Origin of the sequence: Nostoc sp. LEGE 12447, from assembly GCF_015206985.1 — a bacterium.
Lineage (GTDB): Bacteria > Cyanobacteriota > Cyanobacteriia > Cyanobacteriales > Nostocaceae > Nostoc.
The window spans coordinates 129060-136238 of the sequence record NZ_JADEXT010000019.1 but is presented as its reverse complement, the minus strand read 5'-3'; the positions used below and the strand labels follow the sequence as shown (position 1 = coordinate 136238).

The following is a 7179-nucleotide window of genomic DNA, read 5'->3' as shown; positions in this document are numbered from 1 at the left end:
GACCTAGAGCCAGATTCTCACGCGTTACTCACCCGTCCGCCACTAAATCCGAAGATTTCGTTCGACTTGCATGTGTTAAGCATACCGCCAGCGTTCATCCTGAGCCAGGATCAAACTCTCCGTTTTGAAGTGTTTGCTTTATTAGCTCAATTTAGCTGCTCTTTTTTAACTTCAGCTTAGTTATCTTTTTATTTTCTTGACGCAATACACTTGCTGTATAATTGCTTTCAAACTATAATATTTTCAAGGTTCGGTATCCCTTTTCGCGAGTCGCTTTAAGCTCTCCGCTTCAGGCACTTATTCAATATAGCGAACACAACTCTTTGTGTCAACTATTTTCTCCAAAAATCTTTTGGACTGTTTCTTTGTCCCCTGAAACTCCCCACTGTCACTGCTTCTAGGCAACAATAGTTTATGCACTGTGCCAACTAAAGGATGGGGGAAGCGTGAATTTTCAATCCGTAATAGCTTTGTTGCATCACTTCTGGGGTGAGCGCGGTTGTCTTATCGCCCAGCCCTACGATATAGATATACCTAATGTTGTAGTAATGTCGGTGGTGCATCTGGCAGGTGGTATATCTAATCTATATATAGATAGTTGCTGGAGTATTAAAATTACTGTTTGATTTTTGAAAAAGCTCTGTACACAGCGATAGTATCCATCTGTACTTACCTTGTTGTACGAATTATAGAGCGAGAATTTATACAATTACTACGCACTTTGCTTGGGTATTGATAACTCATATCTCTTGCCAAGAGCCGATCGCTCAATTTCGCTCATTTCAGAATTTGGGCAACTTGCAGCTATGATCTGACAAAAATTAATATTGACTTAATACTAAAAATACTGTCTGCAATAAGCCAATAACAAAACCTAAAACACCACCTAAAGTCACAATGGCTTGCAATTCATTTTTGACAATTCCCTCGATAGCAGCTTCTAAATCAGCAGGTGAAGTTGATTTCACCCGGTCAACTATCACTTGATCTATGGATAAAATCGGAATTGCCTGTGCCACAATTACTTCTAAATCTTTTTCCAAATACTTATCTAAAATTAGAGCCAACTCTTGACTCATAACTTCTAAAGAAGTACTGAGAACCGATGAAGTACTAAGACGATTCAGTAGCACTACAGCAATATTTTCCCAATCAACAGAATCAGTTAATCCTTGTAAAAAATCGCTGCCACTGTTTTGGAGGTAATGGCGGACACTTTCGCGGGTGGTCTTTCGCAGTTGACGCACCGTACCCATCGGCAAGTTTTGTAATGATAAATTTTGCAGGAATTTCCTGATGCGATCGCGTATTTGCAAATCTTGAGTCAATTCCTGCAAACGGTTGTTGGTAGCTTCTTTCTCATCTAAGCAAAAAGTTCGTAGCCGTGTAAGAGTGTTGCGTAAGCCAAATAAATTTGCTACAACCCAATAAGTACCACTGGTTTTTTCACGGAACCCTTCATCAATAATTTGAATCGTGCGATCGGTCAAAAAATCAACTATCGCTTGGCGCAGCATATCCGGTGGTAAAACTACTTCTAACAACCAATCAGCAAGCCTTGTAGCTTGTTCTTCACTCAGTTGAAATTCCAGCAATATTTGGTCAAAAATTTGATTGATTTGCGCTTCCAGAAAGTCTTCACGTCGCGCTAAAACCTTGAGTAAGCGAGGTAAGGATTCCCCTAGCAAATCCCGCAAAATTCCCGCGACAATTTTGGCACTTTTCTCGTTTTTTTCTGTGTTGATTTGTTCAATCGCCAACCGCAACAACCAGAGAATTGCTGCTTGCACGCGTTCTGTTTGTAACAAACGCCGTGCCAAATTTTGCAATTCTTGTGGTGTCAACAGTGACCCCATAATGGTCTTGGAAATGTTCAGCGCTAGACGTTCCTGGTTGCGGGGAATCAAGCCAGGCGTGAAGGGTACTCTTCGTCCAGCAATGTAAATTGCTTTGTAAGGACGGAACAACATTTTGATGGCTATATCATTTGTGAAATAGCCAATAATTCCACCCAGTACCGGGGGAGACACATAAAGCCAAAGATGAGACCAGTCCACAGGATTTTGGATTTTGGATTTTGGATTTTGAATTCTAGATTAGAAATTAGGGATTGGGGATTGGTAATTGGCGATTATTAGTTATGAGTTGTTTTTCTACTAACTACTAACGATTTTCCATTAGCCATTACCTATTCCGCAGTCCCCAATCCAAAAGACGTTCGCAGACTCGCTCTAAGCGAATCTATGCCATTGGCAAAGCCTCTCGTTCGCATTAGCGTCTCTGAAAGAGAAGAGAAGGCTTTACGTCACGCTATCCCAAATCTAAAATCTAAAATTTGCTGACTACCAGCACTCCCATCATACCGTTCGCAATGGGGTAGTGTGTGGCAAGAGCAAAACCAACTTGACGCGCTAACTCTATTTGCTCTTGGCCTATGGGAAACCGGTCTAAGCTGGGACTGATGTAAGCATATTCTTCTTTTAACCCTAAATAATTGGCAACTGGCACCACGAAACTATCCAGATACAACTGCTGAAAGGCACGTAACTGAGGATTGCTCGGTCGATGAAAATCCAAAATTGCAGCTTTAGCACCCGGTTTCAAAACACGGTATAACTCTTGGAGACTACGAGGAATATCTTTAACATTCCTTAAACCATAGCCCATTGTTGCGGCATCAAATTGGTTGTCATCAAAGGGTAAATTTAGCACATCTGCTTCTACCCAGGCGATCGCAGGTTGAGGGTATTGTTTTTGGGAACGTTCTTTAGCAGTTTCTAGTAGGTTGCAGGAAAAGTCCACTCCATATACATATCCTGTAGCTCCCACGCGCCTTGCCAAACGTAAAGCTAGATCGCCACTACCGCAGCACAAATCTAATGCAGTACCACCCGATTTAGCCGCACTCCATTTAACTGCCATTTCCTTCCAAATTCGATGCTGTCCCAAACTCAACCAATCGTTCAATTGGTCATAAACTGGAGCAATACGGTTAAAGATGGATTGAACTTCGTTAGTCATTGGTCAATAATTCATTGGTCATTGGTCATTAGTCATTCGTCATTTGCCAAGGGTAAAAGACAAATGACATAGACGCGCTAGCGGCTTCCCGCAGGGTAGGACAAATGACAACTACACAATGGTTTGATGGTATCCACTGCTAGTCAGAGCGATCGCCACCAGTTGTGCTGATAAATTAATTAGCATTAATTCATCTTCCCGCAAAGTGCAAGGTTGTTTCCACTGTAGCGATAATACGCCCAAAAGTTCATTATGATAGCTAATTGGGATAACTAAATGTGCTTGCACACCAGTATTTTGGTAGTGAGTAGCATCAATTAGTTTAGTGTCTTTAGGTACATTTAAAGAAACTTGCATTTGCCCAGTGGCGATCGCTTGCGTTGTTAATGGGTCAAGAGATAGCCAATTCTCTATTTTACCTGTATCGCTGTAAGTTCCTTGAGTCGCAATCAGAGTATTTCCATTTGTAAGTTGTAAAATACAGCCTTCTGTCCCAAAAGTCTCACTCACAGCCTTGGCGATTGGAGCGAGAGTTTCCTCTAAACTAGAAGCTGCTTGAGTTACCTGTACTAAAACACTCAACAGCGCCATTTGAGCATGAGCGCGGCGTAATTCTTCTGTACGTTGCTTGAGCAAGTCGTAGGTTTCTGCTGCTCTTTGCACTACTGCCTTTAGTTCTCCTGGGTCCCAAGGCTTGGTGATATATTTGTAGACTTGTCCAGCATTAATTGCCTCTACCAAGTCTTCAATATCAGTAAATCCAGTGAGAATTATTCTGACCGTATCGGGAAACTGAGGTACAGTTTTGCTCAGAAATTCAGTTCCTTTCATTTCTGGCATCCGTTGATCGGAGATAATTACAGCTACCTCCCCTTCTGCGGCCAAAACTTGTAGGGCGTTCACTCCACTATCAGCTTTCAGAACATTAAAGTCGCGTCGAAAGGTGCGATAAAGGAGATCGAGATTATCTGGCTCATCGTCAACTACCAAGATTTTCAGCTTTTTTGGCCGTTCAAGAGTCATTACTTGATATTGGACTTTATCAATTTCGACACTGGGATTATCCATAAGATATTTCCTTTAAATATTCACTATCTTGTTATATTCCATACCAAGCTTAGTTGAGAATAGCTAAAAATTGCCAAGGGTTTATACGGAGCTATTTTGCATATTTTAAAACTATAAGAGTGAGCTATGCAGAGAAAATTTATCTGCCAAAATATCTGAATTAGGAAATACTGCACCAAAAGAACCAACTAAATCAGCGTAACTATGTCGATTTTCATCATAGTAGGACTTATGTAAAACTATACGTGGTAGGGGCAATAGCCGCAGGGGTACGCTACCGCTAGTTCCTTGATGCCGGGAAACCCTTCCACCGGACTGGCTCACGCTTTGCGTCTACATGAATTGCCTTAAGAACAAAATTTAGGTTTCAGCTAAAGTTTTGCATAGATTAAGGTAGGTTCACAAATCTCCTTTGGATACAACTTGCACTAAAGACATACAGATGTGCGTAGTGTTACTTGTAGAATGGCTTGGAATTAGATTGGTTGAAATTCCAACCTCTGCCTCTTTCTGAACTCAAGACAGTAGGTCTGGGTAATTCTATAGATTAGAATAAGACTTGCTCATGAGGTGTTAATCATCCTCTCAAGTTGAAGCTCGCATCCCGATTATGACTGATCTACCACCCAACGCTCAGAATCCCGAAGAAAATGCTACCAACGATGTAGCACAAGAGTTACTACGAAGACTGAGGCAAAAACAAGGCAACTGGGTGGAATGGGGAACGGCGATCGCCTCGTTGCTAAAAACCGGTTACAACCCCCAAGAAATTTTTGAGGCGACTGGATTTGAGCCAATTCAACAAAATCAGGTAGTTGTTGGTTCTCAAGTTTACAATTCTTTGGAAAACTCTGGAGTATCGGAAGAAACGCGATCGCACTATGCCACACGCGGCAGTGATGTTTTATACGAACTCCGTTTGCTCACCCAAGAAGAACGCGCCGCAGCCGCCGAACTGATCTTCTTCCACAATGTTGATGCTGATGAGGCACGGGATATAGCAAAAGCACTTAAAGAGTTCTCTTATTACCGCACTTTACCAGAAGGGTTTTCTGCTCATCCTGGAGATGCTGTTGCTCATCAAGTTTGGAAACTGGCACGCCAAAATGCAGATTTACAACAGCGATCGCGCCTGATCGCCAAAGGTTTGCGTTTTGCTCACACGCCAGGTGCAAGGCAAAAAATCGAACAGCTACTGACTGATTTTACTACCGTTCCCCAGCGTCCAGCGCCAATTTTACCCTTTTACCGCCTGGAATTTGAAGAACAATTACCCCGAATTTTGCCCGTGGTAGGCGAATTGCCATTGTCGCGCCAAGACTTGCAAGCTGTGCCGATATTGACAGAAATTGAACCATTTCGTCTGGTTAAGTTTTCTGGAGAGCAAGCTTGGGTTCCATTACCAGGTTGGCAAGTGCTATTGGCGGCAGAAGATCCAGTAGTGATTTTAGCGAATAGCGATCGCTTTCCCATCCAAACCCAAAGCCAAGTCGGGCCCGTTGTAGTTGTGATAGATCGTGCCAAACGAGAATGGGATGCCTCTAGCTATTTTGTTGTTGAAAATGGTGGTGAATTAGATTTTCAGTGGTTTGAAACTGAGCCAGAAATTCCTTTATTAGGACAAATTATTATCATTGTGCGTCCTAAGAAAATTCTGGATGAAGAATTAACTAAGGATTCCTGGCAGATTGATGAATAATTGAAGAATAATTTAGAACAGAATTCTGAATTCTGTTCTGATAAACTTTCCTTTTACTTTTCTAAATCTTTGCCATTAACAATTGTACTACTCATTTGTTCTCGCAAAATTGCGACTTGAGAAATCATAATTTTCTCTAGCGCCCCAGTTTCCATTGCTCCCATCCAACTAATCATTGACGAGAGAAATAATTCTTTGAGGTAGGCAAAAGAAAAGCCTTCTGTCAATGCAGCCATCTGACTTACAACCTCTTCAGATAATCCCATTTCACTGTTTAATTTATCATTCCACAATGTAATGTAGGTTTCTCGTTCGGGAAACGCTGGCAGATCAAAATGATATTTCCGATCAAAGCGGCTGGGGCGATCGCTAATTGCTGAATCTAAACGTTCTGGATGATTAGTGGTTGCAATAGTCACAATTCCTTGATTAGAGGCAAAGCCATCAAGTTCATTTAAAAAGAAAGAGCGGTTTTCATCATTTAATAGAGAATCAATATCTTCTAATACCAAAACACACGGGGCAGACTGCCGTGCTTGTTTGAATACTTTACGGATATTGTCGCTATCAGTAGCATATTCAGATTTAAAGCTTTTAACGTATAAGCAAGGCTGCTGCATTTGGTTAATCAACGCTTTAACTGTATGCGTTTTTCCATTTCCTGGTGAGCCAATAAATAAAATACCACGTTTCCAAGGAACACTGTAATTTGCGTAAGTCTCACGGGAGGCAAAGAAGTTTATCAAATCATCTTGAATATCTTGTTTAAGAGTTTTATGCAAAACTAGATTCTCAAAAGTTGAGCTTTGAATAGATTGAAAGAGTTCGGGATTTTTATCCCAGTAACCATCTTCAAAAACTAACAGTTCATCACGAATTTCTGAGTTCCACTCACAAACTGCGGCGAAAAACTTTTCAGCTACTTCTGAAGTATCTGCCAAAATCCAAGAATAGCGAGTTTTACAATAACCTTCATTCCAACTCATTAAGACGACATCAAGTTTATTTCCTTGCCATGAAACTTGAAATCTGGCATTTTCATTATATTTATAAATCTCGTTATCCATGCCATTCCAACCAGTAAGCATCTGGTTATGGATATGATTATCATATTTAATTTTGCAGAGATTTGCCTCAGCGTATTTTTCTAAATTGAAAGAACTATCATTACTTTCCAGCAATGCTTTTTTAGGATAAATAGCTGCTATCTCCTGACTAACATGATAGGAAATAGCATTATTAGATAAGCTAAGACCTTGTGTAATTATTTTTTGAATTTTCATATTTATTTATTTTTCTGGTTAGTTAGAGCTTAGAAAGATATCAAATTAAGCTAATCTAACATTAAGATGGCTGAATTGTGAATTCTTGCTTAAAGAATTATTCTTCCA

General features: G+C 40.7%; 7 protein-coding genes and 1 rRNA gene. 2 read left to right on the top strand and 6 right to left on the bottom strand.

The features are described 5' to 3' along the window. Window positions 1-126, bottom strand: a 16S ribosomal RNA gene (locus tag IQ274_RS19985); the annotation flags it as partial. Window positions 127-446: 320 nt separating this feature from the next. Between IQ274_RS19985 and IQ274_RS37755 the strand changes: the two genes are divergently transcribed. Then, complete coding sequence (locus IQ274_RS37755) at window positions 447-626, top strand: hypothetical protein (RefSeq protein WP_322745257.1); 180 nt, start codon at window positions 447-449, stop codon at window positions 624-626. A 195-nt stretch (window positions 627-821) separates the two neighbouring features. Here IQ274_RS37755 and IQ274_RS19975 read toward each other — a convergent pair whose 3' ends face one another. The 4 genes from IQ274_RS19975 to IQ274_RS19960 all read right to left on the bottom strand — a co-directional run bounded on the left by IQ274_RS19975 (window position 822) and on the right by IQ274_RS19960 (window position 4413). Then, a complete protein-coding gene (locus tag IQ274_RS19975; RefSeq protein WP_163938693.1) occupies window positions 822-2057 on the bottom strand; it encodes a DUF445 family protein in 1236 nt (411 codons plus the stop codon). A 271-nt stretch (window positions 2058-2328) separates the two neighbouring features. Continuing rightward, window positions 2329-3021 carry a bifunctional demethylmenaquinone methyltransferase/2-methoxy-6-polyprenyl-1,4-benzoquinol methylase UbiE gene (gene ubiE, locus IQ274_RS19970; RefSeq protein WP_163938696.1) on the bottom strand — a complete coding sequence of 231 codons (693 nt, stop codon included), beginning with the start codon at window positions 3019-3021 and terminating at the stop codon, window positions 2329-2331. 111 nt (window positions 3022-3132) lie between these two features. Further along, window positions 3133-4089: a response regulator gene (locus tag IQ274_RS19965; protein WP_194143210.1), complete on the bottom strand. Its 957-nt coding sequence runs from the start codon at window positions 4087-4089 to the stop codon at window positions 3133-3135. 111 nt (window positions 4090-4200) lie between these two features. After that, the gene (locus tag IQ274_RS19960) at window positions 4201-4413 is read right to left on the bottom strand and encodes a hypothetical protein (protein WP_194143209.1); all 213 of its coding nucleotides are present in this window, start codon (window positions 4411-4413) and stop codon (window positions 4201-4203) included. Window positions 4414-4699: 286 nt separating this feature from the next. Between IQ274_RS19960 and IQ274_RS19955 the strand changes: the two genes are divergently transcribed. Then, entirely contained in the window at window positions 4700-5788 is a 1089-nt protein-coding gene (locus IQ274_RS19955; protein WP_194143208.1) for a RuBisCO accumulation factor 1, read from the top strand. A gap of 53 nt (window positions 5789-5841) precedes the next feature. On the opposite strand, the gene IQ274_RS19950 is transcribed toward IQ274_RS19955, so the two are convergent. After that, the gene (locus IQ274_RS19950; protein WP_194143207.1) at window positions 5842-7071 is read right to left on the bottom strand and encodes an AAA family ATPase; all 1230 of its coding nucleotides are present in this window, start codon (window positions 7069-7071) and stop codon (window positions 5842-5844) included. Window positions 7072-7179 lie beyond the last annotated feature (108 nt).

Excerpts from the sequence above, each read along its gene's own strand:
- ubiE (WP_163938696.1), bottom strand. The coding sequence starts at position 3,021 with ATGACTAACGAAGTTCAATCCATCTTTAACCGTATTGCTCCAGTTTAT.
- IQ274_RS19965 (WP_194143210.1), bottom strand. The coding sequence starts at position 4,089 with ATGGATAATCCCAGTGTCGAAATTGATAAAGTCCAATATCAAGTAATG.
- IQ274_RS19955 (WP_194143208.1), top strand. The coding sequence starts at position 4,700 with ATGACTGATCTACCACCCAACGCTCAGAATCCCGAAGAAAATGCTACC.
- IQ274_RS19950 (WP_194143207.1), bottom strand. The coding sequence starts at position 7,071 with ATGAAAATTCAAAAAATAATTACACAAGGTCTTAGCTTATCTAATAAT.